Origin of the sequence: Stappia sp. 28M-7, from assembly GCF_014252955.1 — a bacterium.
Taxonomy (GTDB): Bacteria; Pseudomonadota; Alphaproteobacteria; order Rhizobiales; family Stappiaceae; genus Stappia.
The window spans coordinates 2920387-2946473 of record NZ_JACMIA010000001.1 but is presented as its reverse complement, the minus strand read 5'-3'; the positions used below and the strand labels follow the sequence as shown (position 1 = coordinate 2946473).

The following is a 26087-nucleotide window of genomic DNA, read 5'->3' as shown; positions in this document are numbered from 1 at the left end:
CCTCGGGCGCGGCCGGTCCTTGAGTGTTGGTTTGCGTCAGATGGAGATGTGCGGCGGTGCGCGGGCCGGTGGCGGCGGTCCTTCCGCGTGCTCAGGCGCGGTCGGTGCGGGAGCCGGCACCCAGGCGGGCGTGACGGAGGTCTCGGGCGCGGGCAGGACGATCGCGGCAGGGGCCGCCAGCGTGCCGCCGGCGCAGGCGAGCTTGCACAGCGTCGAGCAGCAGTCGCGGGCAAGATCCTTCAGCGGATGGTCGTCGCCCGGATCGGCGATTGCCGTCGGCGAGCACAGCACATAGGCCGGGCTGGTGCCGTCGGCGGCCATGACCGTGCGCGCATTGGCGGCGACAAGGCCTTGCAGCAGCATGGCAAGGACGATCGTCGCGGCCATCGACCACGTCAGCAACCGGTCCTTCAGGAGTTCCCTCATGCTGTGCATTGCCGCTCTCTAGCGGCCCCGGGCGCGTCTGTCACGAGGGGAAATCGTCGCGGAGCCGATGGCTCCACGGGACGCGCGCTTTTATAGTCGTCGCATGGGCGCCGGCGCAGGGTCGGCATTTGCGAAAGGCGAAGAGGTGGACGGCAGCGAGGGCATCAAGGGAGCAACCGGCATCGGTGCCGTGGTCGGCGCTGCGGTGCGCCGCGAGCGCCAGCGAGCGGGCCTCTCGGCAAGCGAGCTTGCGCGCGCCGCGGGCCTTGCCAAGTCGACCCTGTCGCAGCTGGAGGCCGGGAGCGGCAACCCGGCCATCGAGACGCTTTGGCTGCTCGCCAATGCGCTGGGCGTCAGCGTCGCCGCGTTGCTGGAGGCGCCGCGCGCCGAGGTCGAGGTGATCCGCGCCGGGGAGGGGCCGTCGACCCGCTCGGACCATGCCGACTATCTCGCCCGCCTGCTGTCCGCGGCCGGACCCGGCACAAGGCGCGATCTCTACGTGATCGAGGCCGAGCCCGGCACGCCGCATCTCTCGCCCGGTCATGGGCCTGGCTCGCGCGAGCATGTGGTGGTGACGCGCGGCCACGCCCGTCTCGGCCCGCAGGGGCGCGAGGTGGAGCTAGCCGCCGGCGACTATGCCGCCTATCCGGCGGATGTCCCCCACGCTTTCGAGGCCTTGGAGCCGGACACCCGGGCCGTGCTGATCATCGAGCACGGCTGAAAGCGCTTACGACTCCACCGCGTGCCGCAGGGCGGCGAGCGCCAGCAGCCGCGTCGAATCGAGCGTCGGCAGCGGCGAGTTGCCGTCGTTCATCAGGAGCGGGATTTCCGTGCAGCCGAGCACCACGGCGTCGCATCCGTCCTCGCGCGCCATGCGGCCGATGACGTGCTGGAAAAAGGCCTCCGCTGGGGCCTCCAGCTTCCCGCGCACCAACTCGTCCATGATGATGCGGCCGATCTCGGCCCGCTCCGCCTTCGTCGGCAGCACGGTCTCGATGCCCTGCTTGCCGAGCGCCTGCGGATAGACGTCGCTTTCGGTCAGCCACACCGTGCCGGTCAGCGCCAGCCGCCGGAAGCCGCGGCGCGCCGCCTCCTGCGCTACCACCTCGGCGATGTGCAGGAAGGGCAGGGGCATGCGGTCCGCCACATGCGGCAGGCCCTGATGGATGGTGTTGTCGGGGCAGATCAGCACGTTCGCGCCGCAGGCTTGCAGCCGCTTGGCACTGTCCAGCATCAGCTCGCCGACGAGATCGGCGCGCCCGGCCTCCAGATGGCTGACATACTCGGCAAGCGGCTGCATGTGCAGGCTGACCGGCGGATTTCCGTGGGCCCCGAGCAGGGGCTCGGCTTGCGCGCAAAGGGCGCGGTAGCACTCCGCCGCCCCTTCCGCCGAACAGGCGATGATGCCGACATGCCGTACCATTTCCGCGCTCCATCCATCGTTTCGCACAATTGTTCATTATATCGAACGATTGTGTCGGTCAACCGGACGGGCAGAGAAGCGCTCACACCTTCCGGGCAACGGCGCGGAACACCAGCTCCCACAGGCAGGTGGCACCGTTCGCCTGCCGCTCCTCTCGCAGCCGCTCGTCCAGCGTGTCCGGATCGGCGCTGGCCATGTCGGTGATGCCGAAGCGCTCCAGCCGGGGCATCACCGCCCGCACGATCATGCCGACGGGATAGCTGCTGTCGGGGGTCAGGAGGTTCGCCTCCGCCCGCACGCTCTCGACGGCAAGGCCCGCCGCGCTCATCACCTCGTGCAGCGTCAGTCCCATGTCGAGCCGCGCGCCTTCTCGGCTCAGCATCCTTGCCAGCCAGTCACGCACCTCGTCATGCAGGGGCAGGGGATGGCGCCCGGTCGCCAGCCGTGAGGCGTCGTGCTCATGAAAGGCGACGACCCCGCCGGGCCTGAGCGCGTGGGCAAGCGCTTCGACCGCCGCGACCGGGTCCGCCTGGTACATCAGCACCCTGCGGCCGACGACGGCGTCGATCATTCCGTGACCGGGAATCTCCGCATCGAAGCCGCCCTCGATGACGCTCACATTGGCAAGGCCTTCGTCCGCCGCCATGCGCCGGGTGATGTCCAGCATGGCGGGATCGCGGTCGACGGCCAGCACCCGGCCCCCAGGGCCGACGCGGCGGGCGATCATCCGCGTCACCGCGCCGGGCCCGCAGCCGATATCGACCACCGTCCAGCCGGGGGCGATTCCCGCCTCGTCCAGCAGACGTTCGGTCATCAGGTCGACGGGGTTCGTGCTCATGCGGAAGCGTCCTTGTCTGCGGTTCGGCGGGCATCCTCTGCGGCAGCCGCGATATCCGCAAGGCCCACCTCGGCCAGCGGCAGGTGCAGGCGCAGCCGGCGCGTGGGCGCGCCGGCCTCGTGGATGCCGATCACAGTTTCCACGTCCGGGCAGCCATCCTCGCCGCAGGCAAGCTCGCTGATGGAAATCACCGCGTCCTCGCCGGGCGCCAGCACCTTGCGCACCGCCTCCTTGATGCGCTGGCGCTGGGCGTGCCGTTCCGCCTCCGCCTCGGCGCCGTTTGCGGCCGTCTCGGGGCGGGAGGGGCGCCGGTCGCGCGGGGCGAACGGATTGACAAAAAGGCGCATGCTTCGGGATCCTGATTTGTTATGTAATAACGTTTCAAGATTGGCGAATGCGGATGCGCGCGTCAAGCCGCTTGCGGAGGGTGTCTTCTCAATGTATCGATATATCCAGAAGGAGAGATAAATGGATAAGATATCCGCACTCGCCGCCCTTGCAGCTCTCGGGCAGGAGACCCGGCTCGACATCTTCCGCCTGCTGGTGCAGGCCGGGCCGGACGGCATTGCCGCCGGCGATGTCTCGGCTCGCCTCGGCGCGGTCCAGAACACCGTCTCCGCCCATCTCAAGACGCTGACCCAGGCCGGTCTCATCCGCGCCGAGCGGGAGGGGCGCAGCGTGCGCTACACCGCCGACATGACGGGCTTCCGCGATCTGCTGGCCTTCCTGATGGAGGACTGCTGCAACGGCGCGCCCGAGCTCTGCCGCCCGGTGATCGACGCGGTGACCTGCAAGTGCTGACCCTCGGCCGGTCGTCCGCGCCGGAGGAAACATGGAGAGCAACATGAGCGATCGCATCTACAACGTGCTGTTTCTGTGCACCGGAAATTCCGCCCGCTCGATCCTGGCCGAGGCGATCCTCAACCGGGACGGCAAGGGACGGTTCCGTGCATTTTCCGCCGGCTCGCAGCCCAAGGGCGAGGTCCATCCGCAGGCGCTGGCCCTGCTCGGCAAGCTCGGGATCGAGACAGTCTTTGCCCGCTCCAAGAGCTGGGAGGAGTTCGCCGCCCCGGACGCCCCGGTGATGGATTTCGTCTTCACCGTCTGCGACAACGCGGCCGGCGAGGCCTGCCCCGTCTGGCCGGGCCAGCCGATGACCGCCCATTGGGGCGTGCCCGATCCTGCGGCCGTCGAGGGGACGGAAACCGCGCAGGCGCTTGCCTTTGCCGACACCTGGCGCATGCTTTCCACCCGCATCTCCATCTTCACCGCTCTTCCGCTGGCCTCGCTCGACCGCATGACGCTTCAGGCGCGGCTCGGGGAGATCGGCCGCGACCTGCCTCGCGCAGGCTGACCGCATTCAGGGACAGTCACATGACGGATCACGCTCTCGTGGCGGAGGCGCAGGATGCCCCGGCCATCGGTTTCTTCGAGAAATACCTCACGGTCTGGGTTGCGCTGTGCATCGTTGCCGGCATCGGCCTCGGGCATCTGCTGCCCGGCGTGTTCGGCGCAATCGCCTCCGCCGAGGTCGCGCAGGTCAACCTGCCGGTCGCCGTGCTGATCTGGCTGATGATCGTGCCGATGCTGCTGCGCGTGGATTTCGCCTCGCTGGCCCAGGTCGGCACGTTCTGGCGGGGTATCGGCGTCACGTTGTTCATCAACTGGGCGGTGAAGCCATTTTCGATGGCGCTGCTCGGCTGGCTGTTCATCGGCTTCCTGTTCCGGCCCTGGCTGCCGGAGGGCGAGATCGATTCCTATATCGCCGGCCTGATCATCCTGGCGGCCGCGCCCTGCACGGCGATGGTGTTCGTGTGGTCCAGCCTGACGCGCGGCGAGCCCAATTTCACCCTGTCGCAGGTGGCGCTGAACGATGCGATCATGATCGTCGCCTTCGCGCCCATCGTCGGTCTGCTGCTGGGCCTGTCCGCGATCACGGTGCCCTGGGATACGCTGCTGATCTCGGTGGTGCTCTATATCGTGCTGCCGGTGATCGTTGCGCAGCTGGTGCGCCGCCGACTGCTGGCGAGCGGCGGACAGCGGGCGCTCGACCGGCTGGTCGGGCTGCTGCAGCCGCTCTCGCTGGTGTCGCTTCTGGCGACCCTGGTTCTGCTCTTCGGCTTCCAGGGCGAGCGCATCATCGCCCAGCCGCTGATCATCGCGCTGATCGCCGTGCCGATCCTGATCCAGGTCTATTTCAACTCGGGCCTCGCCTACCTGCTTAACCGGATCTCTGGCGAGCAGCATTGCGTCGCCGGCCCGTCCGCCCTGATCGGCGCCTCCAACTTCTTCGAGCTCGCGGTCGCGGCGGCCATCGCCCTGTTCGGGCTGAATTCGGGGGCCGCGCTCGCCACCGTCGTCGGCGTGCTGGTCGAGGTGCCGGTGATGCTGTCGGTGGTGTGGATCGTCAACCGGTCGCGCGGCTGGTACGAGCGCGGATCGCGGGTGGCGGGCAGGGCGGACTGACGCCGGCCTGCCGTTTCGCGCGAAGGAAAGCTCTTGCCGGGCGGCAAGCTGCGCCGTAACCCTTGTTCTGGTTTTCGAAGAAGGCGTGCGGCGCGGCCCGGTGTTCCTGTCAGGGGAGGACTGCGCCGACCGTACCCGCCCCGCCGATCCTGCCTTTCCCTTGCCGTTCTTGCCTGCGGCTGCCCGTTTCGAACGTTCGACCCGCCAATGCCCGGCGCCGCTCCGGCCCGGTTTCACAAGGACCATGTGAGATGTCGCAGCGCCCCCTTGGCGTTGATGCGCAAGCAGCCGGAACCGGCTGGTTCATCACGGCGCTCGGCATCGCGCAGATCTGTTCCTGGGGCACGCTGTTCTACGGCTTCCCGCTGATCGCCGAGGCGATGCGCGGCGATCTCGGCTGGTCCAAGCCGGTTCTCTACGGGGCCGCAACCCTCGGCGTGGTGCTCGCCAGCATGGCCGCCTATCCGGTCGGCGCGGCCATCGACCGGGGGCGCGGGCGCTACATCATGGCGGGCGCCTCCGTGCTTGCCGGCCTGCTGCTTCTCGCCTGGTCGCAGGTGGAAGAGGTCACCGCCTTCTATGTGGTGCTGGCCGGGCTCGGCATGCTGCAGGCGGCAACGCTCTACGAGCCGGCCTTTGCCGTCATCGCCCGCCGTGTCGGCCCCTTGCGGGCGCGCGGCGGCATCACCGCGCTCACCCTGTGGGGCGGGTTCGCCAGCACCGTCTTCATTCCGGTCATCCAGCTCCTGATCGAGACGCAGGGCTGGCGCGGCGCGCTGGTGGTGATGGCTGGCGTCAACGGCCTGCTGTGCGCCTCGCTCTATTTCCTGGCGATCAATCCGGCGCGCGATGCGCCCGCTCCGGTGTACGAGGACGGCAGCGCGCCGCTCTCGGGGCGCCGTGCGGTGGCGGCGGCGATGCGCCGGCCGTCCTATTGGGGCCTGATGCTTGCCTGGGTCTCCTATGCGGCGGCGTTTTCCTCGCTGACCTATCATCTCTATCCGCTGCTGCTGGAGCGGGGGCTGGATGCGGCCGGCGTCGTTGCGGTGATGGCGGTGATCGGCCCGGCCCAGGTCGCCGGGCGCATCGCCATCCGCATGCTGGCACCGGCGGCACCCGTGCGGGTCATCGGCTCGGCGGTCGTCATCGTCTTTCCGCTCGCCGCTGCGGCGCTCGCCTTCGCTCCGCCCTCGGTGCTGGTGATCGGCGCCGTCGCCGCCGTCTACGGTGCGGCCAACGGCATGATCACCATCGTGCGCGGCCTCGCCGTGCCGGAGATGGTCAGCCGCGAGGCCTATGGCGCGGTCAGCGGCTCACTCACCGGGCCGATGAACCTGATGCAGGCGCTCGCCCCGCTCGCCGCCGCGCTGCTGTGGCAGGCCTCAGGCGGCTATGGCGCGGTGCTGGCGGCGATCTTCGTCGGCGCGCTGTCGCTGTGCCTCGGCTTCTGGTTCGCGGCGCTTAAGGCTCCGCGCTAAGGCCTTTCACGCCTCGTCCTGCAGGTCCTCGGCCAGGAAGTCGATCAGCGCGCGCACCTTCGGCAGCAGGTAGCGGCGCGAGGGATAGACCGCATAGACCTGCGTATCCGCCGCAGCCCAGCCGTCCAGCACCGTCTCCAGCCGCCCGGAGGCGATCTCCTCGCGCACGTAAGGGGCGGGGATCAGCGACAGGCCGTAGCCGTCCAGCAGCGCCTCGCGCACGGCAAGGCTGGTCGACACCCGGTAGCGGCTTGCGACCGGCATCGTCACGCGCTCGCCCGCGCGCTCCAGCATCCATTCCGTGGCATTGCCGGACAGCGAGAACTGCACGATCCGGTGGCTCGCCAGCTCCTCCGGGTGGCGCGGCCGTCCGGCCTTGTCGAAATAACCGGGCGCCCCGCAGATCACGTGGCGCATCACCATCAGCCGCCGGGCAACGAGACTGGAATCCTCCAGCTTCGGCGTGCCGCGAATGGCGATGTCGAAGCCGTCCTTGACCAGGTCGACCCGCCGGTCGTCCAGGTGCAGGTCGATCTCCACCTCCGGATAGGCCTGCATGAAGGCGGTGAACGTGCGCGACAGGCGGGTCACCGTCAGGCTGATCGGCGCCGCAACCCGCAGCAGGCCGCTCGGCCGGTGACGCAGCGGCTGCATCGACCCGTCCGCCTCGGCGAGATCGTCGAGAATGCGGGCCACCTGCTCATAGTAGAGCCGGCCCGGCTCGGTCAGGCTCATCCGCCGGGTCGTGCGGTTGAGCAGGCGCACGCCGAGATGGGCTTCCAACTCGCCGACATTCTTGCTGATCGCCGCCGGCGATAGCGACAGGCTGCGCGCGGCTCCGGCGAAGGAGCCGTCGTCCACCACCCGGCGGAAGATGCGAAGTGCGGTGAGCTGTTCCATGATTATTCACTATCCGTTGCGAGTGATTGGATGAATAGCCGGATTATCGCAGATAGGGAACGGGAATATCTCTTGGGCAACGCAGGGAGCACGGGCTCCCGGTACTGTTCACGGAGAAATCGCACCATGACCGCCACCGATATCGCCACCCTTCTGGAAGGCCGCGTCTCGGCCAACCTGTTCGATCCCGCCGTCGGCCTTGCCGTCGCCGAGGTCGAGGAGCTCGTCCATCTCGCGACGCGCGCGCCCAGCGCCTACAACCTGCAGAACTGGCGTTTCATCGCCGTTGCCTCGCCGGAGGCCAAGGCGCGGCTGCGCGAGGCGGCCTATGGTCAGGCCAAGGTGTCGGAGGCTGCCGTCACCTTCATCATCGTCGGCAGCCATCCGGATGCAGAGGGTCTCGGCGAGCGGCTGCGCCCGTCTGTCGAGGCCGGGTTCATGCCGGCTGGCATGGTCGCCGACTGGACCCGCGCCGTTGCCGATGCCTATGGCGCGGACCCGGTTGCCGCCCGCGACGAGGCGGTGCGCTCGGCGACGCTTGCCGCCTCCTTCATGATGGTGGCCGCCGCGGCCAGGGGGCTCGCCAGCGGTGCGATGGTCGGCTTCGATCCGGCCCGCGTCACGGCCGAGTTCGATCTCGCCGAGGGCGAAGTGCCGGTGATGCTGCTCGCCGTCGGCCGCGCCGCGCCCGGCAACTGGCCGCAAAAGCCGCGTCGTCCGCTCCGCGAGGTGCTGTCGCACGCCTGATCTGCCAGTTGGGCGAGGGGGCTTGTCTGCCCCTCTCGCGCCCGCCAAGATCGCCGGGCGGCGTTCCTGCCGTCCGGCCCGTTCCCGCCCTTCCTCAAACGAGGCCCGTCATGTTCCGCGCTTCCGATCTTCTGACCACCGCGCTCGCGCCGGTGGTCTGGGGCAGCACCTACATCGTCACGACCGAGCTGCTGCCTCCCGGCCATCCGGTTTTCGTGTCCGCCGCCCGCGTCCTGCCTGCCGGTCTGCTCCTGCTGCTGCTGGTGCGCCAGTTGCCGCGCGGGGAGTGGATCTGGCGGTCCTTCGTGCTGGGCGCGTTGAACTTTGCCATCTTCATGGTGCTGCTGTTCATTGCCGCCTACCGGCTGCCCGGCGGCATCGCCGCGACGGTCGGCGCGGTCCAGCCGCTCATCGTCATCTTCGTGGCCGCCGTTGTTCTCGGCAGCGCGATCCGGCCCCTTGCGGTTCTCGCCGCCCTTGCCGGCCTGTGCGGGGTCGCCTTGCTGGTGCTGCGCAACGAGGCGGCGCTCGATGCGGTGGGCATCGCGGCGGCGCTGGGCGGTGCGGTGTCGATGGCGCTGGGCACGGTGCTCACCCGTCGCTGGCAGCCGCCGGTCTCCCCGCTCGTCTTCGCGGCCTGGCAGCTTCTCGCCGGCGGGGTGCTGCTGGTGGCGATGGCTGCCGTGCTGGAGCCGCTGCCGCCCGCGCCGAGCGCGCGCAACATGGTCGGCTTCCTCTACATGAGCCTGTCCAGCGCGCTGACCTATGTGCTGTGGTTCCGCGGCATCTCGCGGCTGGAGCCCTCGGCTGTCGCCTCGCTCGGCTTCCTCAGCCCCACCACCGCGGTTCTGCTCGGCTGGGGACTGCTCGGCCAGGCGCTCGCCCCGGCGCAGATCGCCGGTGTCGCGCTGGTGCTGGCAGGCGTCTGGGCCGCGCAGGTCGCGGTGCGGCGCGGGGCCGTGCCGGCTGCGCCCCAGCCTTGAGGAAAACGTGTCGGGACGAACCTTGCGGGACGGCGGCTCAGCCCGCCGTCTCGTCGTCCTCGCTCTCGAACTGGATGCCGAGTTCGGTTGCGGTGCGCCAGCGCACGATGGCGGTGACGACGATATCTTCGTTGACGATGCGCAGCTCGAAGCGGTCGGGGATCTCGGCGGTGCTCGGAAGCTTCAGCAGGGCACCGTCTTCGGACAGGTTGCGGACGCGGCATTCGTGGATTTTCGCCCCGCCATCCACGACGATCCGTCCGCTTTTCAGCGTGCGGTGACGCGGACTGCTCCGCCTGTCGCGAATCGTCATCTCATCCGGCCTCCCAAATCGGGCGAACTATGGCCCCTCTTGCAGTGATTCTCCAAGCTGGTTGCGGCTGGATTAGGCCGATAATCGGGTTTTTTGCGGATTGACCGGGGCAACGGAATAACGGCGGCGCCCGTCGTTTTCTTGCAACAGTGAGGTCCCTTGCGCGAAACTTGCCGGCCTTGGTCGTCCCTGCGGCTTGACCCTGGCGCTACGGCAGGTCAACCCTGACCGCACACAGAGGGAGACTTCATCGCCATGACATTGCTCGTCCTGGGACTCATCGTCTTTATCGGCGTGCATGCCGTTCCGATGATGACCGATCTGCGCGACAGCCTGAGGGCCCGGCTCGGCGCCGGCGGCTATCGCATTGCCTTCACCATCGCCTCGCTCGCCGGCTTCGCGCTGCTGGTCTACGGCTATGGCGCGGCGCGGGCGGAAGGCTCGCCGCTTCTCTACGATCCGCCGGTGTGGATGCGGCATGTCACCATGCTCTTGATGCTGCCGGTCTTCGTCTTTCTGGTCGCCTCCGGCGCGCCGACCGGGCGGATCAAGAAGGCGGTCAAGCATCCCATGGTGCTGGCGGTGAAGATCTGGGCCTTAGCCCATCTTCTGGCCAATGGCGATCTGGCCTCGGTTCTGCTCTTCGCCAGCTTCCTTGCCTGGGCGGTGATCGACCGGATTTCGCTGAAGCGGCGCCCGGCGACCCTGGGCGGGGCTGCGGCGGGCGCGCCGTCGGCAGCCGGCGACATCGTCTCGCTCGTCGTCGGCCTTGGCCTCTATCTCGCTTTCGTCTTCTACCTGCACGAACTGCTGATCGGCGTGCCGGTCGTCTAAGGAGACGCCGCGTGACCTGCCTCACTTGCGCCACGAAGACGCGCAAGGGGAGAGGCGCGCGCTCATTTCGGTGCCTGCCGCCTTTCGAAGCGGTCACTGCCGTTTGCCAGTGAAAGGTCAAATGGATATGGTGGCGCCGCGCCGCTCCGGCAGACCGGGCGGCGCATTTCTCAAGTATCGGGAATTCGCAGCGTATGTCGGACATTTTTCGCGAGGTCGACGAGGAGATCAGGCACGAGCGCTACAAGCGCCTGTGGAACCGTTTCGGTACCTACCTGATCGCCGTTGCTGTCCTCATCGTTGCCGCTACCGCCGGCTGGCGCGGCTGGCTTTACTGGCAGGAGAGCGCGGGCCGCGAGGCTGGCGACATCTATGTGAGCGCTGCCCGTCTTGCCGATCAGGGCAATTTTGCCGAGGCTGAAGCACGGCTTGCGGAACTGGCGAACGGTCCCGGCGGCTATCCGCAGCTCGCCGGCATGCGCGCTGCCGCGCTGAAGGCGCAGGCGGACGACAAGGCCGGCGCCATCGCCGCCTTCGACGCGATCGCCGCAGACACCAGCGCCGCGCCGCTGCTTCGCGATATTGCCCGCCTGCGCGCGGGCTACCTGTCGCTCGACATTGAAGACTATTCCGGCGCTTCGCAGCGTCTCGAGGCGCTGTCGGGCGACGACAATGCCTGGCGGTTCCTTGCCCGCGAGGCGCTGGCGCTGGCCGCCTGGAAGCAGAACGACACGGCCGCCGCCCGCCGCTGGCTCGGCGGTATTCTCGACCAGGAGGGAGTGCCCGGCGACGTGGCTTCGCGCGCCCGCACCCTGCTGGAGCTGATCGACGCCGCCGAAGGCAAGCCGGCCGGGGAGGGCTCCTGATGAGCATTCGAGCGAATAGTCACGCGTTCGGCCGCAACGGATCCCGCACCTTCCTGCGCGCCGCGACCCTGTCGCTGGCGGCGCTGGCGCTGGCCGGCTGTTCGTCGCTGTCCGATCTCAATCCCTTCTCCAAGGAAACGGTCCTGCCGGGCGAGCGCGAGGCGCTGTTCGACAATGCCGTTCCGGGTGGCGAGGAAGGCAACAAGACCGCCAGCATCGGCTCGGCCAGCTCCGTCGAATGGCGGCAGGGCGGGGGTGATGCCGGCAACAATTCCGGCAATGTCGCGGCCTCGATCTCCGGCGGCCGTGCGTGGCGTGCCTCCGTCGGCGGCAGCGGCGGCGGCATGTTCTCCGGCACCGTGCGCATTGCCGCGCGTCCCGTTTCCGACAATGGCCGCATCTTCGTCTACAACCAGAATGGCGATGTGACCGCACTGTCGACCAATGGCGGCCGCCTGTGGCGCCGCTCGCTGCGGCCCGAGGGCGAGAGCGGCGTTGCATCCGGCGGCGGCGTCGCCGTCGATGGCGGCCGCGTCTTCGTCGCCACCGGCTACAGCCAGCTCGTCGCACTGGACGCCTCGTCCGGCGCGGTGCTTTGGACCAAGAGCATCAACGCTCCGGCCCGCCAGGCCCCGGCCGCGGCCGGCGGCACGGTCGTCGCCGTCACCCAGACCGGTGAGGTTCATGCGGCGGCCCAGGACGACGGCGCAGAGCGCTGGACCTATGCCGGCATCGCCGAAAGCAGCGGCTTGCTCGCCTTCGCCAATCCGGCGATTTCCAGCGGCACCGTCATCGTGCCCTTCACCTCCGGCGAGGTGATGGCGCTCGACATGAAGAACGGCGAGCCGAAATGGGTCGAGGGCGTGACCCGCTCCTACCGCACCCGTGCGGTCTCCGGCTTCACCGACGTTTCGGCCAGCCCCGTCGTCAATGGCGACATGGTCTTCGCCTCCGGCGTGTCGGGCCGTCTCGTCGCCTCGCGGCTGCGCAACGGCGAGCGCGTGTGGGAGCAGGACGTCGGGTCGCTGCATACGCCCATCGTGTCCGGCGGCAGCGTGTTCCTGATCGATATCGAGGACCGCATGGTTGCGCTGGAGCGCTCCACCGGCAAGCCGCTGTGGCGCACCGTGTTGCCGAATGTCGAAGGCAAGAAGAAGAGCCGCATCAACTGGGCCGGCCCGGTGCTCGCCAACGGCGTGCTCGTCGCGGCCTCCAGCGACGGCCGGCTTGTGCGGGTGGATGCCACCTCGGGCCGTGTGCTCGGCGTGTCGCAGACATCCGAAGACATCTACGTGACCCCGATCATCGCCGGCGGACGGATGGTGACCATCACCTCCAAGGGCGACGTCGTCGCGTTCAACTGACGGGGCGCGGGCGCGCATCGCCCGGCCGGCTCCTTCGCTTCTCGCATCCCGCGTCCGTGCCGGCGCGGGATGCTTCATTTGATCCAGGCCCGCGGCGGGTGTATTCCGCCCGGGCTTTCGCCATTTCCGGGGTTACAGGACCGTGCCTGCCAAGATCGCCATCATCGGACGCCCGAACGTCGGCAAGTCCACCCTTTTCAACCGTCTGGTCGGCAAGCGGCTGGCGCTGGTGGACGACACGCCGGGCGTGACCCGTGATCGCCGTCCGGGCGACGCGCGCCTCGGAGATCTGCGCTTCACCATCCTCGACACTGCCGGTCTCGAGGAGGCGGACGCCGCCAGCCTCGAGGGTCGCATGCGGGCCCAGACCGACGAAGCCATCGCCGATGCCGATGCGGTGCTGTTCGTGATCGATGCGCGCGCGGGCATCACGCCGAGCGACAGTCATTTCGCCAACGTGCTGCGGCGGAGCGACAAGACCGTCATCCTGATCGCCAACAAGGCGGAAGGGCGCTCGGGCGAGAGCGGGCTCTACGAGGCCTACAGCCTCGGCTTCGGCGAGCCGGTGGCCATGTCCGCCGAGCACGGCGAGGGCCTGGCCGATCTCTACCAGGCGCTGCGGCCGGTGGTCGATGCGGTGGAGGAGCGCGAGGAAGCCCTGATTGCCGCCGAGGCGCGGGCCGCGGAAGCGGCGCTGCCGCCGGGCGAGATCGCCGAGACCGATGTCGAGCTTGCCACCGACGAGGATGGCGAGGTCGTGGAAGAAGAGGACAAGGGCCCGCCCGCCGGCAGTGCCCAGCGTCCCTTGCGCGTGGCCGTCGTCGGCCGTCCCAATGCGGGCAAGTCGACGCTGATCAACCGGTTCCTGGGCGAAGAGCGCCTGCTCACCGGCCCGGAAGCCGGCATCACGCGCGATTCCATCTCCGTCGACTGGGTCTGGCGCGACCGGCACGTGAAGATGTTCGACACCGCCGGCATCCGCCGCAAGGCGCGGGTGCAGGAGAAGCTGGAAAAGCTCTCCGTCGCCGACGCGCTGCGCGCGATCAAGTTCGCCGAGGTGGTCATCGTCACGCTGGATGCGACCATTCCCTTCGAGAAGCAGGACCTGCAGATCATCGACCTCGTCGCGCGCGAAGGCCGCGCCGTGGTGATCGCCATCAACAAGTGGGACCTGATCGAGGACCACGCCGAGGCGATGCAGCGCATCTCCGATGCGACCGAGCGCTATCTCAACCAGATCCGCGGCGTGCGCATCGTCACCCTGTCGGGCCTGCACGGGCGCGGCCTCGACAAGCTGATGGACGCGGCCTTCCAGTCCTACGACATGTGGAACCGGCGCGTGTCGACCTCGCGTCTCAACCGCTGGCTCGACGGCGTGCTGGTCCACCATCCGCCCCCGGCGGTGGCCGGCCGGCGCATCAAGCTGCGCTACGTCACCCAGGTGAAGGCGCGCCCGCCGCATTTCGTCGTCTTCTGTTCGCGTCCCGAGGTGCTGCCGGAGAGCTATACGCGCTACCTGGTCAACGGCTTGCGCGAGACGTTCAACATGCCCGGCACGCCGATCCGCCTCAGTTACCGCAAGGGCGAGAACCCCTATGCGGCGAAGGCAAAGAAGCGCAAGATCCACTAGGTCGTGAACTCATAATTGTGCCGGAAACGGCGTCCGTTCGGGCAATGATATGCCAGGAGGAGCACGATGGCCGGGGCAGGTCCCCCGGCCGAGCGATCCGACGCCGCAGATCGAAGCTCGAACGGCGCCCTTCGGGTATGCCGGAACCCGCCGGCAACAGCGTCGCAAGCCCTTGAAAACCTAATGGTTTCCTGCGGCCTTGCTCCTTGTATCCGATCGGGTTCGGGCATACCGTTTCTCGACAGAATTATGAGTTCACGACCTAGGTCCGGTTTCGGGATCAGGATCTTGTGAAGGGGAGCGGCGCCTTGCCATCTTCCCTTCCGCGTCCTCGCGCACCACATGACAACACGCGCGCGGGGCGGGCCTGCACGCAATCAGTTTGCTCGTGCCGTGTGCGGCGCGGGACGGCCGCCGGTATTGCGGATGCCGGACGGTGTAACGCCAAAGGGGCGCCGCGCATGACAATCAGTGCAAGTCTCGTCGCCGCCGAGGTCATGGAGTGGCTCCATGGCGACGCGGTGCAGGTGGAGGAAGTCTCGACGCTGATCGAGACGCTGGCGATGCGGCTCAACGAGGCTGGCGTTCAGGTCGACCGGGTGGTCACCGGCATTTCGGTGATGCACCCCAACGTGCGCACCGAAGGCATCACCTGGACGGCGGAGCAGGGCATCGAGCTGCGCCGTTACATGGAGACGGCTGAGAGCATCAAGGCCTACGACAACAGCCCCTTCAAGGTGGTGTTCTCCGAGCGCCGCAGCGTGCGCATTCGCCTGCGCGCGGGCGGCGAGCTGCCGGCCTACGGCATCGTGCCGGAGCTGCTGGAGGCCGGGTACACCGATTATGTCGCGCTGCCCCTGCCGTTTTCCGACGGCACGGTGAAGGGCGTCACCTTTGCCACCCGCCGCACGGGCGGCTTTTCCGGCGCGGAGATCTCGCTGCTCGACACGATCGCCCGGCCGCTGGCGCTCCTGTGCGAGCTCTACACGCTGAAGCGGATGAGCCACACGCTGCTCGACACCTATGTCGGCCGGCGCGCGGGCGCGCGGGTGCTCGCCGGTACGGTCAAGCGCGGCGACGGCGAGACGATTTCCGCCGTGGTCGGCTTTTTCGACCTGCGCGGCTATACCGAATTGTCCAACGTGCTGCCGGGCGACAAGCTGATCAGCCTGCTCAACGGTTATTTCGATGCCGTCACCCGCGCGGTCGAGGCCCATGACGGGGAAGTGCTGAAGTTCATCGGCGACGAGGTGATGGCGGTCTTCCCCTATGCCAGCGAGGACAGTGCCCGCCATGCGGCGCGTCAGGCGCTGCTGGCCGCGCGCGAGGCAACGGCCTCGCTCTCAGAGATGAACCGCGACTGCTGCGCCGAGAAGCCGCCCCTGCGCGTCGGTATCGCGCTGCATGCGGGAGATGTGTTCTTCGGCAATGTCGGGGCCGAGGCGCGGCTCGACTTCACGGTCGTCGGGCCGGTGGTCAATCTCGCCGCGCGCATCGCCGCGCTGACCCGCGACCTGGAACAGGACATTCTCGTCTCGGATGCCATCGCCGACCTGATGGGGTGCCATGCCGGCGCGCTCGGCAGCTACCGGGTGAAGGGGTTCGAGGAGCCCGTATCGGTGTTCATGCCGCCGGCCGGTTCGATCGGGGCGGATGGCAGCTGGTGCAATTCGGCTGCCAGCGCCCTTGCCCTGGAGGCGAACTGACGGCGGGCCAGCACGCAGACCACGAAGAGCGTGGTGGCCATGAACACGCGCGGGTCGACGAACCAGCCGAGATAGCCGACGGAGAAGAAGAAGGCCCGCTGGCCGCGATTGAAATGCGTGCCGGCGAGCACCATGATCCCGGCCGCCTTCTCGGCGAAGGCGCGGCGATGCAACTCGGGCGCATTCTCCTCCGGCATCGCCCCCATCAGGATCGTGGCATAGTTGAACAGCCGGTAGGCCCAGCCGAACTTGAAGAAGGCATAGGCGTAGATCAGCGTCAGGCCGATCACCTTCAGCTCCCACAGCGCCGGGTTGCCGCCGCCCTTGAGGCCGAGATCGCTCATCATCTTCAGGATCGAATCGGTCGAGGTCAGCAGCGCGAAGCAGCCACCGATCGCCAGCAGCGAGGTGGAGGCGAAAAAGCCCGTACCCTGCTGCAGGCCGGCGGCGATCCCCACATCCATGATCCGCACCGGGCGGCGACTCATCATCTCCATCCAGCCGCGGCGATGCATGTTCATCTGATAGGACAGGGTGCGTCTTTTCAGCGGTGACAGCTCCACCAGAACGTTGAATCCCAGCCACGCGGCGATGAACCAGGCCAGTGCCGCCAGATCCGTTCCGGCCAGGTTGATCATTTTCGCTGTCCTTGGATGTTCCGTTACGGTATTTTTCTGCCGAAGTCTGGCCTCGTATGCGATAAGGATCAACCGCCTGCATACGGGAACGCCCCGATGCCTTTCCCGTCGTTTTTTGCCCTTTTGTGCGGCAAAATGCGAGGGAAGAAATTTCCGGCGTTTTATTCAGAAGTGCCGTTGAGGTATTTTACTTATATACTGTCGGTTTTGGATAAAATTTTATACATTATAGTCCCATAGTATTATTATGGGAGCTTGATTTATTTAATCGGATTAGGAGTTTCTAAATACGATCGGTAGTACGCTGCCCGAGTTGAGTTCTCGGGAGAATGACTCCATGTTCTACGATAAAAAGATGGCGTTTATCGAGGCTATCGGTCGGTCACAGGCGATCATTCAATTCAGCCCGGACGGCACCATCATCGATGCCAACGAGAATTTCCTGAAGGCGGTTGGTTACCGACTTGAGGAAATCCGTGGCAAGCATCACAGCATGTTCGTGAGGCGCGCCGATCGCGAGAGCGAAGAGTATCGCGCCTTCTGGTCTTCTCTGGGGGGCGGCGCTCTGCGCTCCGGCGAGTTCCGCCGCATCGGCAAGGACGGCCGGGATATCTGGCTGCAGGCCACCTACAATCCGGTCTTCGACCGCGCCGGGCGCACCGTGCGGGTGGTGAAGATCGCCGCCAACATCACCGATGCAAAGCGGCGCAGCCTCGAGGTGGCCGGCGAGATCGACGCGATCCGCCGCTCGCAGGCCGTGATCAGCTTCTCGATGGACGGCACGATCCTGGATGCCAACGACAACTTCCTGAAGGCCATGGGCTATCGGCTCGACGAGATCGTCGGCAAGAACCACCGCATGTTCGTCAGCGAGGACTACGCCCGCAGCCCCGAGTATCGCCGGTTCTGGGAAGAGCTGCGCAGCGGCCGCTTCCAGGCGAATGAGTTTCTTCGCTTCGGCAAGGGCGGCAAGGAAGTCTGGATCCAGGCGAGCTACAATCCGATCCTCGACGAGGACGGCAAACCGGTGAAGGTGGTCAAGTTCGCCACCGACCGCACGGCGCAGGTGCAGCTGCGACGGCGCCGCGAGGCCGTTCAGAAGCAGATCGACGGCGATCTGGACTCCGTTGTCGCCGCGATTACCCAGGCGAGCGCCCAGGCGGCCGACGCCTCCGCCTCGTCCTTGCAGGCCTCCGGCAATGTGCAGGCGGTCGCCTCCGCGACGGAAGAGCTCGTCGCCTCCATCGGTGAGATCAACCGGCAGGTGGACCAGGCTATGCACGTGGCCGGGCGCGCCGTCGAGGAGGCACGCAATTCCTCGGCCGTCATGACCGGGCTTGCGGCCAATGCCCGCAAGATCGGCGAGGTGCTGGAACTGATCGACAGCATCGCCTCGCAGACCAATCTCCTGGCGCTCAACGCCACCATCGAGGCCGCCCGCGCCGGAGAAGCCGGCAAGGGGTTCGCCGTGGTGGCCGGCGAGGTCAAGAACCTTGCGGCGCAGACCTCGAAGGCAACCGAGGACATCAGCTCGCGCATTGCGTCCGTGCAGGAATCCTCTTCCGAGGCAGAGGGCTCCATCCAGGCGATCATGCAGATCATTCAGGAGATCAGCGATATTTCGGCAAGCGTCGCCGCGGCGATCGAGCAGCAGTCCGCCGTGACCCGCGATATTTCCGGCAACATGCAGCAGGCCCATGCCGGCGTCGTTGCGATCAGCGGCAACATGCAGTCGCTGTCGGCGGAGACCGAGCGGGTCGAACATGCCACGGTAAAGGTTCGCGAGGCCTCCCGCTCCATCGCGTAAGCAGGCCTGCGGCCTTGCTGGTCGAGTGAAAATCCGGCGGCGGCATCGTGCCAGCCGCCGGGGCAAGAATGATCTGATCGGCGTCCGGTCCGGTTCGTTCACACGATCTGGCTGAAGGGGCTGTGGTCTTCTAAAAGGCCCATTGATCGTCAATGAACAACTGCTCCAGAACTTCAGCAATGAAGTCGACGCCCTCGGAATAGTTATCGATCTCAATGAAATCCGGATGATCCGCCAATACAGTTTCTATACTTGATTCTGCGTTGAATCCGTATCCCATCATGGCCAAAGAGCTCGAGACATATTCTGGGTCTACATCTCCATTGTTGTAGAATACGGACTCCTGCGGATCGGTTTCGATGAAGTTGAATGCTTCATGCCTGAGTGTTTCGCGGCCTTGCCTTACCTCCTGGAGAAGATAATTTTCATAAAGCAATCGTGCTCCTTCGACAGCACCTGGGCTCGCGGCCGCTGCACCGGCGTTGTGTGCCATCCTATTGAGAATTTCTTGGTCGTTCGCGTTGTTATAGAACCTGAAGGCGTCTTGGAGGTTGTGCTGAAATCCGAGTTTTTCTGCCATTGTCACTTAACCTCTTATTCCTGAAGCAATTTCTTCTCGTACTGATCTGCGACCCCGGGGTTGCAGACGGTTTGCTCGCTTTCCGCCTGTTCGGCGGTGTAGGTAGAATCGTAGAGACGCTCGACTGCTCGGCTGAATTGCCGGTCGTCGCGTGACCGTTCGGCGGTCTCAAGAAAACTGCCGATCCCGTTTTCAGTGAATTCCTTCATGTATTCGTAGCGGGCGAGCAGCACCCGCCTTCGCGCATAATCGTCGTCCGGGGCCGCGACGTCGCAGGGGAATCCCATGAAGAACGGTGCGCCCGTGGCGCGCGCGATGATCTCAGCGTCGCGGATCTGCGCTTCCACCCTCTCTCGCGTCAAGTCGACGAGTTCTCTGGCCGAGTACATCGACATGTCGATCTTGTAGACGATGGCGCCGAGGAAGTTTTTTTCGAAATACTCCTTCCGGGTGATCGAGGAGCACTTCGGCAGCTGGCCGATTATACGCTCCTGCTCCTCGCGAAGTCGCTGATGGCGCTCGCCAAGCTCGTCCGCGAGAGCTTTCTGTTCCTCGATCGCCTTGGCGGCGGTCACCCGTCGGGCACTTTCCTTGAGTTCGCGGTAGCTCGCCTTCACGAGGCGGTAGTAGTCGCGCATGAGCGTCTGCCGTTGCTCCTCGCTCAGCGTCGATCCGGTGCAGGCCGGTTGGCCGGTAAAGGGGGCCGCTGTGGCAGCTGTCGCAGACGAGGGGCCATAAGCCGGTGCGAGCGCAAGCGCGAGCAAGAGAGCTATCGATCTTTTCAAGCAGCAGGCCTTTCGCTTGTGGGCCGAACGGACGAGCAGCACCCGCCCTTGGCGCAAACTCCGGGCAAAAATAACTGGAGTCAATTTGTCAACTTTAACGGTGGGCCAACTATCCCCGTTGGCTGCGTGTCCGATCGACTGCTTGTCTGCGCCGGCGCTTATCCCTGTTTTCGGCGGCGACGCCGGGTCGCGATTTCGAGACGGGAGTCTCGAAAATTTTCGAAATTCGATACGGATTTCGAGAGCTCGTCGCAAAATTTCGAGACGCTTGCGCGCAAGAATCGCGAGAGGATTGGCGAGGGTCATCGAACTGTCATGCGTGACGTGCAGGTCAGCTCGCACATTTTTTGCGCTTGCGAAATAATTGCCAAATCGTTAAATCCCGCTGCAGACCGAACGCGGCGCTTGGGGGCAAAACACGCGCCGCCACACTCGGGCAACAAGGAACTTCATGGACGAACAGGTTCAGAAATCCTGTTGGGGTGTAACGGCTTGGGTCGTTCTCCTGGCGGGTGGCGCGCTTGCGCTGATGTATGTGTTCGGCGGGGATGTCACCCCCGCGACCGTGGCCATCGCAAACTAAGGCGGTGCCGCGCCCGCGAAAGCGGAGGCGCAAGGGCGGTCAGCTTAACGAACTGCGGGAATTATCAAGGGCGCGGAGAAATCCGCGCCCTTTTCGCGTCTTGCTGCCCGGCTTCGGCGGGGACAGGGCTTGCCCTGCGCCGGTGGCTCGGCAAACATGGCGTCCCGCCCGGGAGCCGGGTGGAGCGTGCCGGAGTGCAGGGAGAGAGCGATGGCGGGACAGATCACCAAGGGATACAAGGCCTTGCTCGAGGAGGCCAACGCCGCCGTCGAGACGCTGGAGGTCGGCGAGGCCGTGGCGCTGCATGGCGATCCCGGTGTCGTCTTCGTGGATATCCGCGACATCCGCGAATTGGAGCGCGAGGGCCGTGTCCCCGGCGCGGTGCACGCGCCGCGCGGCATGCTGGAGTTCTGGATCGACCCGGAAAGCCCCTATTTCAAACCCGTCTTCGGCGAGGACAAGCGGTTCGTGTTCTTCTGCGCCGCGGGCTGGCGTTCGGCGCTGGCAACGCACGCCGTGCAGCAGATGGGCCTTGCCCCGGTTGCGCATGTCGCCGGCGGGTTTTCTGCCTGGCGGGAGGCCGGCGGGCCGGTGGATCTGCCGGGCGGCGAACCGAAAAAGGCCTGAAGCTCAGTTGGGCAGCGTTTCGACGCCGAGGGGCGCCTGAGCGGCGCTGGGGCTGCGCGGGCGCGCCCGCGGGTCCACCGTCTGGAACATCATCTGCCGCAAGATGGGGATCCCGGCCGGCGCGCTGGACAACAGTCCGCCATAGCTTTCCGGCCCGGCCTCGAAGAGGATAAGCATCACGGGACCGATCTGCGGCCAGCTGACATCCGCGCCCCAGGCGAGCACGTCCGCGGCATTCTCGCGGCCTGCCAGCGCGATGGCGTCCTCGCGCGACAGCGACATCCCCTTGCTGTGAGGCCAGGTAATGCGGGCCAACCCGTCGGGAATTCTCCATAATTTCAAGGTGGTACCGATGTCGAGCAGCAGCTCATCGCCATTCTCGCGGCGCTCGATATGCACGATGCGCTGGTCGAGTTCTCCTGGCACGACCTTGAGGTTGCCTTCGCTTCCGCTCACCACGACCGTATTGGCGACCCGGTAGGCGTAGCCGTCCGCCGCGGCGGGGAGAGCCGTCCCGGCCGTGGCGAAGAAGAGCGACAGGCTCGCAGCGAGTGCCTGTCTGAAGGCTTGCAACGGGAACGGGTTCATCGGACCTTGCGGGAGCGGGGATTGAGGACAGCATTCTAACCCTGCCAGATTTACGAAGGGTTGCGTGATGCCGGCGTTATGACCGGCGGAGACGGGAGAGCGTTGATGAGACTGGTGATCGGCAACAAGACCTATTCCTCGTGGTCGTTGAGGGCCTGGGCGGCGGCCCGGCTGTCCGGCCTGCCTTTCGAGGAGGTGCTGGTGCCGCTCGATACGCCGGAATTCGCCAGTCAGGTCAGGAAGGTGTCTCCTGCGGCACGGGTGCCGGTGCTGGTCGACGGCGATCTGGCGGTGTGGGACTCGCTGGCGATCATCGAGTATCTGGCGGAGCTTGCCCCCGCCGGCCGGTTGTGGCCGCAGGACCGGGCGGCGCGGGCGCGGGCGCGCTCGATCTGTGCGGAGTTCCATTCCGGCTTTTCGGACTTGCGCGGGCATTACCCGATGAACCTGCGTCGCACGCCGTCGCCGCATCCGCGCCTGCCGGATGCCTCGAAGGACATCGCGCGCGTGTGCGAGATCTGGCGCGAGTGCCGCAGCGCCCATGCGGGGCAGGGGGATTTCCTGTTCGGCGCCTTTTCCGCCGCCGACTGCTTCTTCGCGCCCGTCGTCAGCCGCTTTCTCACCTACCTTCTGCCCATGGGCGAGGTCGAGCGCGCCTATGCGGAGGCGGTCATGGCGCACCCCATTCTCGTGGAGTGGCGCGAGGGCGCGGCGACCGAAGCCTGGGTTGTCGATGCGGACGAAGTGGATTAGTCCGCCTACAAGATTATGAAAATAAAGCGAAATATGGATGGTATTGACTAAAACGTAAGCGTCATTCACTGTCCGCCGCAGCATGAAACCGACAAGCTCGGGAGGGGCGCTCGCCGCCTCATCCCGACAGCAACCGGGGGGACGACCAGGTGGCGATCTTGCGCAGCAATTCCACGACCCACGGGCCGGAGGTGGAGGCCAACCGCGCCGCCTGGGCCGGACTTCGCGCCGACCTTTTGGACAAGCGCCGCACGGCGGCGCTCGGCGGTCCCGAGCGGGCGCGCCAGCGGCACCTGTCGCGCGGCAAGCTGCTCCCGCGCGAGCGCGTCGCCCGTTTGCTCGATCCCGGCAGCCCGTTCCTGGAAATCGGCGCGCTCGCCGCCCACGGTCTGTATGACGACGCCATTCATGGCGCCGGGCTTATCACGGGCATCGGCCGGGTGTCGGGCCGCGACTGCATGATCGTGTGTAACGACGCCACCATCAAGGGCGGCACCTACTATCCGATGACCGTGCGCAAGCATCTGCGGGCGCAGGAAATCGCGATGGAGAACCGGCTGCCCTGCATCTATCTGGTCGATTCCGGCGGCGCCAACCTGCCGAACCAGACCGAGGTTTTTCCCGACCGCGACCATTTCGGCCGGATCTTCTTCAACCAGGCCAACATGTCGTCCATGGGCATCCCGCAGATCGCGGTGGTCATGGGATCGTGTACCGCTGGCGGTGCCTATGTGCCTGCAATGTCTGACGAAACCATCATCGTGCGGCAGCAGGGGACGATCTTCCTGGCCGGGCCGCCCCTGGTCAAGGCGGCGACGGGCGAGGAGGTTTCGGCCGAGGATCTGGGCGGTGCCGAGGTGCATACCCGCGTTTCCGGCGTTGCCGATCACTATGCGGTCGACGACGATCAGGCGCTGGCGCAGGCCCGCCGCATCGTCGCCAATCTCAACAGCACCAAGGCGCCTGACCTGGCGCTCGCCCCCGTTCGCGCGCCGGTGGTCGACCCGCGCGATCTGGATGCGGTCGTGCCTGTCGATCTGAAGAAGCAATACGATATCCGCGAGGTCATCGCCCGCATCGTCGACGGCTCGGAGCTCGACGAGTTCAAGGCGAACTACGGCACCACGCTGGTGACCGGCTTTGCCCGCATCCACGGTATTCCAGTCGGCATCATCGCCAACAACGGCATCCTGTTCTCGGAATCGGCCGTGAAGGGTGCGCATTTCGTCGAGCTGTGCTGCCAGCGCCGCATTCCGCTGCTGTTCCTGCAGAATATTACAGGCTTCATGGTGGGGCGTGAATATGAAGCAGGCGGGATTGCCAAGGACGGGGCGAAGCTGGTCACGGCCGTTGCCTGCGCCAGGGTGCCCAAGGTCACTGTAATCGTTGGCGGTTCCTATGGCGCGGGCAACTACGGTATGTGCGGGCGCGCCTATGCGCCGCGCTATCTGTTCATGTGGCCGAACGCGAGGATATCCGTGATGGGCGGCGAGCAGGCAGCCAGCGTTCTCGCCACTGTCCGGCGCGACAACATCGAGGCCGACGGCGGCAGCTGGAGCGCGGAGGAAGAGGCGGCCTTCAAGGCGCCGATCCGTGAGAAATACGAGGCGGAAGGCCATCCCTACTATGCCACGGCGCGCATGTGGGACGACGGCATCATCCTGCCGGAGGAGACCCGCACCGTTCTGGGTCTTGCCTTCTCGTCCACGCTCAACGCGCCGGTGCCGGAGACCCGTTTCGGCGTCTTCCGCATGTAATCCCCGTCGCGGGGCGCCTGTGCGGCCCCGCTCGACTTGCCCATTTCAACGAGGACCCATCCCATGCTGGACTCGGTGCTGATTGCCAATCGCGGGGAAATCGCCTGCCGCATCATCAAGACCGCGCGCCGTCTCGGCCTGCGCACCATCGCCGTCTATTCCGAGGCCGACCGCGACGCGCTGCATGTGCGCATGGCGGACGAGGCGGTCGCCATCGGCCCCTCGCCGAGCTCTGAAAGCTATCTGGTGGGCGAGCGCATCCTGGAGGCGGCCAAGGCGACCGGGGCGGCCTCGATCCATCCCGGCTACGGCTTCCTGTCGGAAAACGCCGCCTTCGCAGAGGCTTGCGCGGCGGCAGGCATCGTCTTCGTCGGGCCTTCGGCGTCCGCGATCCGCGCGATGGGCCTCAAGGATGGGGCGAAGGCCCTGATGGAAAAGGCCGGCGTGCCGGTGGTGCCGGGCTATCACGGCGAGCGGCAGGAAGCCGAGTTCCTCAAGCAGAAGGCCTATGAGATCGGCTATCCGGTCCTGATCAAGGCGGTTGCAGGCGGCGGCGGCAAGGGCATGCGCCGCGTGGACAAGGCGATCGAGTTCGAGGCGGCGCTTGCCTCTGCGCAGCGCGAGGCGAAGTCCGCCTTCGGCGATGCCCGCGTGCTGATCGAGAAATTTGTCCTCAACCCGCGCCATATCGAGATCCAGGTCTTCGGCGACGGCAAGGGCAATGCCGTGCACCTGTTCGAGCGCGACTGCTCGGCGCAGCGCCGTCACCAGAAGGTGCTGGAGGAGGCGCCGGCTCCTGGCATGACGCAGGAGACGCGCGCCGCCATGGGCGCGGCCGCGGTCGCGGCGGCCAAGGCCGTCAACTATGCGGGCGCGGGCACCATCGAGTTCATCGCCGACGGCTCGGGGACCCTGCGTCCGGACGGGTTCTGGTTCATGGAGATGAACACCCGCCTGCAGGTCGAGCATCCGGTGACGGAGATGATTACCGGCCAGGATCTGGTCGAGTGGCAGTTCCGCGTCGCCTCGGGAGAGGGGATGCCGCTGTCGCAGGACGAGATCTCGATCCGCGGCCACGCGGTCGAGGTACGGCTCTACGCGGAGGATCCGGACACCGGATTTCTGCCCTCCACTGGCCGGCTCGACCTGCTGGAACTGCCTGAAAGCGAAGGCGTTCGCATCGACACCGGCGTCGAGACGGGCGCGGAAATCTCCGCCTTCTACGATCCGATGATCGCCAAGCTGATCGCCTGCGGTCCCGACCGGCAGACGGCGCTGGACCGGCTTGCCGCGCAGTTCGACCGCTCGCTGATCGCCGGCCCGAAGAACAATCTCGCCTTCCTGGCCGCGCTGGTGGCGCATGAGGATGTGCGCCGGGGCGGCTTCGATACCGGGCTCATCGACCGGGACCTTGCCCGGCTGACCGCCGGCGAAGTGGGCGAAGAGACCATCGCGGCGGCCGTCGCCGCCCTGGTGCTGCCGGAAGCCACCGCCGAGACCTCAGGCTGGCAGGACCCCTTCGCGGCGACGAACGCGTTCGAACTCACCGGCCGCCGGCAGACCGGCGTGCGGGTCGAGGTGGACGGCGAGCCGCGCGAGGTCGCCATCGAGTGGCAGGGCGGCACCGCCTCTGTTGCCGGGGGCACTGCGTCCGGCGCGGGCCGCGTGGTGCGCAGCGACCGCGGCACCTACGCGGTGGAGGCGGGGCGTGCCGTGCGCGTGACCCTCGTCGATCATCTCGCCCGTGTCGCCGAGGACGCGGAAGGTGCATCCGCCGTCAAGGCACCGATGCATGGCAAGGTGATCGCCGTCGACGTGGCGGCCGGCGACCGGGTGGAAAAGGGCGCGCGACTGGCCGTGGTCGAGGCGATGAAGATGGAACATGCCATCACCGCGCCGCGCGACGGCACCGTCGAGACGGTCTTCGTCACGGAAGGTGCGCAGGTCGACCAGGGCGCGCCGGTGGTGGCGCTAGCGGACGAGGACTGAGCCGGG

26 protein-coding genes and 1 pseudogene are annotated in these 26087 nt (G+C 66.8%); 17 read left to right on the top strand and 10 right to left on the bottom strand.

Features of this window, described 5'->3' with window-relative positions; genetic code table 11:
* Positions 1-36: 36 nt before the first annotated feature.
* Positions 37-435 carry a hypothetical protein gene (locus tag H7H34_RS13020; RefSeq protein ID WP_185925428.1) on the bottom strand — a complete coding sequence of 133 codons (399 nt, stop codon included), beginning with the start codon at positions 433-435 and terminating at the stop codon, positions 37-39.
* A gap of 136 nt (positions 436-571) precedes the next feature.
* Between H7H34_RS13020 and H7H34_RS13015 the strand changes: the two genes are divergently transcribed.
* Positions 572-1147, top strand: a complete 576-nt coding sequence (locus tag H7H34_RS13015) for a helix-turn-helix domain-containing protein (RefSeq protein WP_209006216.1) — start codon at positions 572-574, stop codon at positions 1145-1147.
* 6 nt (positions 1148-1153) lie between these two features.
* Here H7H34_RS13015 and H7H34_RS13010 read toward each other — a convergent pair whose 3' ends face one another.
* The 3 genes from H7H34_RS13010 to H7H34_RS13000 form a co-directional block, all read right to left on the bottom strand.
* Entirely contained in the window at positions 1154-1849 is a 696-nt protein-coding gene (locus tag H7H34_RS13010; RefSeq protein ID WP_185925427.1) for an aspartate/glutamate racemase family protein, read from the bottom strand.
* Between the two features lie 82 nt (positions 1850-1931).
* Positions 1932-2687, bottom strand: a complete 756-nt coding sequence (locus H7H34_RS13005; protein WP_185925426.1) for a class I SAM-dependent methyltransferase — start codon at positions 2685-2687, stop codon at positions 1932-1934.
* Positions 2684-3034, bottom strand: a complete 351-nt coding sequence (locus H7H34_RS13000) for a nitrate reductase (RefSeq protein WP_097176200.1) — start codon at positions 3032-3034, stop codon at positions 2684-2686. Before H7H34_RS13000 ends, H7H34_RS13005 begins: the two co-directional genes overlap by 4 nt.
* A 121-nt stretch (positions 3035-3155) precedes the next feature.
* Here H7H34_RS13000 and H7H34_RS12995 point away from each other — a divergent pair, with 121 nt between their 5' ends.
* The 4 genes from H7H34_RS12995 (at position 3156) to H7H34_RS12980 (ending at position 6631) form a co-directional block, all read left to right on the top strand.
* The gene (locus tag H7H34_RS12995; protein ID WP_097176201.1) at positions 3156-3488 is read left to right on the top strand and encodes an ArsR/SmtB family transcription factor; all 333 of its coding nucleotides are present in this window, start codon (positions 3156-3158) and stop codon (positions 3486-3488) included.
* Positions 3489-3531: 43 nt separating this feature from the next.
* Positions 3532-4041, top strand: a complete 510-nt coding sequence (locus H7H34_RS12990) for an arsenate reductase ArsC (protein ID WP_185925425.1) — start codon at positions 3532-3534, stop codon at positions 4039-4041.
* Between the two features lie 20 nt (positions 4042-4061).
* Entirely contained in the window at positions 4062-5153 is a 1092-nt protein-coding gene (arsB, locus tag H7H34_RS12985; RefSeq protein ID WP_209006215.1) for an ACR3 family arsenite efflux transporter, read from the top strand.
* 251 nt (positions 5154-5404) lie between these two features.
* The gene (locus tag H7H34_RS12980) at positions 5405-6631 is read left to right on the top strand and encodes an MFS transporter (protein WP_185925424.1); all 1227 of its coding nucleotides are present in this window, start codon (positions 5405-5407) and stop codon (positions 6629-6631) included.
* Positions 6632-6637: 6 nt separating this feature from the next.
* On the opposite strand, the gene H7H34_RS12975 is transcribed toward H7H34_RS12980, so the two are convergent.
* Entirely contained in the window at positions 6638-7531 is an 894-nt protein-coding gene (locus tag H7H34_RS12975; protein ID WP_185925423.1) for a LysR family transcriptional regulator, read from the bottom strand.
* Positions 7532-7657: 126 nt separating this feature from the next.
* On the opposite strand from H7H34_RS12975, the gene H7H34_RS12970 reads away from it, so the two are divergent.
* Both H7H34_RS12970 and H7H34_RS12965 read left to right on the top strand, forming a co-directional pair.
* On the top strand, positions 7658-8278 hold the full coding sequence (locus tag H7H34_RS12970; RefSeq protein WP_097176205.1) for a nitroreductase family protein: 621 nt from the start codon (positions 7658-7660) through the stop codon (positions 8276-8278).
* A gap of 110 nt (positions 8279-8388) precedes the next feature.
* Positions 8389-9261, top strand: a complete 873-nt coding sequence (locus H7H34_RS12965; RefSeq protein ID WP_185925422.1) for an EamA family transporter — start codon at positions 8389-8391, stop codon at positions 9259-9261.
* Positions 9262-9298: 37 nt separating this feature from the next.
* Here H7H34_RS12965 and H7H34_RS12960 read toward each other — a convergent pair whose 3' ends face one another.
* Entirely contained in the window at positions 9299-9574 is a 276-nt protein-coding gene (locus H7H34_RS12960; protein WP_120267560.1) for a PilZ domain-containing protein, read from the bottom strand.
* A 255-nt stretch (positions 9575-9829) separates the two neighbouring features.
* Here H7H34_RS12960 and H7H34_RS12955 point away from each other — a divergent pair, with 255 nt between their 5' ends.
* The 5 genes and pseudogenes from H7H34_RS12955 to H7H34_RS23740 form a co-directional block, all read left to right on the top strand.
* Positions 9830-10408 carry an NnrU family protein gene (locus H7H34_RS12955; RefSeq protein ID WP_185925421.1) on the top strand — a complete coding sequence of 193 codons (579 nt, stop codon included), beginning with the start codon at positions 9830-9832 and terminating at the stop codon, positions 10406-10408.
* Positions 10409-10602: 194 nt separating this feature from the next.
* Entirely contained in the window at positions 10603-11274 is a 672-nt protein-coding gene (locus tag H7H34_RS12950) for a tetratricopeptide repeat protein (RefSeq protein WP_185925420.1), read from the top strand.
* Positions 11274-12638, top strand: a complete 1365-nt coding sequence (locus H7H34_RS12945) for an outer membrane protein assembly factor BamB family protein (protein WP_185925419.1) — start codon at positions 11274-11276, stop codon at positions 12636-12638. The genes H7H34_RS12950 and H7H34_RS12945 overlap by 1 nt, the downstream gene beginning before the upstream one ends.
* Before the next feature lie 142 nt (positions 12639-12780).
* Complete coding sequence (der, locus tag H7H34_RS12940; protein ID WP_120267564.1) at positions 12781-14268, top strand: ribosome biogenesis GTPase Der; 1488 nt, start codon at positions 12781-12783, stop codon at positions 14266-14268.
* A 461-nt stretch (positions 14269-14729) separates the two neighbouring features.
* Positions 14730-15809 (top strand): annotated as a pseudogene (locus H7H34_RS23740) (adenylate/guanylate cyclase domain-containing protein); the annotation flags it as partial.
* 44 nt (positions 15810-15853) lie between these two features.
* Here the strand turns inward: H7H34_RS23740 and H7H34_RS12935 are convergent.
* Positions 15854-16612, bottom strand: a complete 759-nt coding sequence (locus tag H7H34_RS12935) for a DUF599 domain-containing protein (RefSeq protein ID WP_185925418.1) — start codon at positions 16610-16612, stop codon at positions 15854-15856.
* A gap of 337 nt (positions 16613-16949) precedes the next feature.
* Here H7H34_RS12935 and H7H34_RS12930 point away from each other — a divergent pair, with 337 nt between their 5' ends.
* The gene (locus tag H7H34_RS12930) at positions 16950-18419 is read left to right on the top strand and encodes a methyl-accepting chemotaxis protein (protein ID WP_120267567.1); all 1470 of its coding nucleotides are present in this window, start codon (positions 16950-16952) and stop codon (positions 18417-18419) included.
* Positions 18420-18549: 130 nt separating this feature from the next.
* Here H7H34_RS12930 and H7H34_RS12925 read toward each other — a convergent pair whose 3' ends face one another.
* Together H7H34_RS12925 and H7H34_RS12920 are read right to left on the bottom strand one after the other, a co-directional pair.
* Positions 18550-18999, bottom strand: a complete 450-nt coding sequence (locus H7H34_RS12925; RefSeq protein ID WP_185925417.1) for a hypothetical protein — start codon at positions 18997-18999, stop codon at positions 18550-18552.
* Positions 19000-19013: 14 nt separating this feature from the next.
* Positions 19014-20090 (bottom strand): hypothetical protein, encoded by a 1077-nt coding sequence (locus H7H34_RS12920; protein WP_185925416.1) that lies wholly within the window; start codon positions 20088-20090, stop codon positions 19014-19016.
* A gap of 487 nt (positions 20091-20577) precedes the next feature.
* Here H7H34_RS12920 and H7H34_RS12915 point away from each other — a divergent pair, with 487 nt between their 5' ends.
* Complete coding sequence (locus H7H34_RS12915; RefSeq protein ID WP_120267569.1) at positions 20578-20994, top strand: rhodanese-like domain-containing protein; 417 nt, start codon at positions 20578-20580, stop codon at positions 20992-20994.
* A gap of 3 nt (positions 20995-20997) precedes the next feature.
* Here the strand turns inward: H7H34_RS12915 and H7H34_RS12910 are convergent, their stop codons facing one another.
* The gene (locus tag H7H34_RS12910) at positions 20998-21582 is read right to left on the bottom strand and encodes a hypothetical protein (protein WP_185925414.1); all 585 of its coding nucleotides are present in this window, start codon (positions 21580-21582) and stop codon (positions 20998-21000) included.
* 105 nt (positions 21583-21687) lie between these two features.
* Between H7H34_RS12910 and H7H34_RS12905 the strand changes: the two genes are divergently transcribed.
* The 3 genes from H7H34_RS12905 (at position 21688) to H7H34_RS12895 (ending at position 26081) form a co-directional block, all read left to right on the top strand.
* A complete protein-coding gene (locus tag H7H34_RS12905) occupies positions 21688-22335 on the top strand; it encodes a glutathione S-transferase family protein (protein ID WP_245165067.1) in 648 nt (215 codons plus the stop codon).
* A 149-nt stretch (positions 22336-22484) separates the two neighbouring features.
* A complete protein-coding gene (locus H7H34_RS12900) occupies positions 22485-24092 on the top strand; it encodes a carboxyl transferase domain-containing protein (RefSeq protein WP_185925411.1) in 1608 nt (535 codons plus the stop codon).
* A gap of 63 nt (positions 24093-24155) precedes the next feature.
* On the top strand, positions 24156-26081 hold the full coding sequence (locus tag H7H34_RS12895; protein WP_185925409.1) for an ATP-binding protein: 1926 nt from the start codon (positions 24156-24158) through the stop codon (positions 26079-26081).
* Positions 26082-26087: the final 6 nt, after the last annotated feature.